1 protein-coding gene is annotated in these 498 nt (G+C 56.2%); it reads right to left on the reverse strand.

Annotated elements, in window-relative coordinates; genetic code table 11:
• On the reverse strand, nt 1-480 hold a 480-nt coding region (locus tag P0D89_RS54000; RefSeq protein WP_408379832.1), incomplete at its 3' end, for an OmpA/MotB family protein.
• Between the last annotated feature and the right edge of the window lie 18 nt (nt 481-498).

Genomic DNA, 498 nt, shown 5'->3' on the forward strand with positions numbered 1-498 from the left:
TTCCACGCGGCGATTCTGCGCCCGGCCCTCCGACGTATCGTTGGAAGCTACCGAATTGGCCTCGCCGAAGCCTTGAGCCGAGACAAGATCCGGCTTGACACCCTGCGAGATCATGAACTGCATCACGTTGTCAGCCCGTTTTTGAGACAGGATGAGATTGGTCGTGATGCCTTGTTTCATCAGTTCCGGACCTATCGGCGTGCTATCCGTGTAGCCGTTCACGTTGATCTTGTTTTTCTGATGAGGCGCCAGGATCGCGGCTACCTTGGCAATGCTCGTCTTGGCGCCAGCCGACATTTCCCAACCGCCTGAGGGGAACAGCAACTCGTTGTTGAGCGAAACCTTGATCGCGTCTTGCATCCGCGAGATACGCAACTCGTTGGCCGCGATCTCGGAGCCCATGGTCTCGTTGAGTTGCTTGTACTGCGCCTCGAGTTCAGCATTCCTTTGTTGTGACGCTTCATATTTCTGCTGCGGCACGCAACCCACCATCAGCAG

This window comes from Paraburkholderia sp. RL18-085-BIA-A, assembly GCF_046027075.1.
GTDB lineage: Bacteria > Pseudomonadota > Gammaproteobacteria > Burkholderiales > Burkholderiaceae > Paraburkholderia.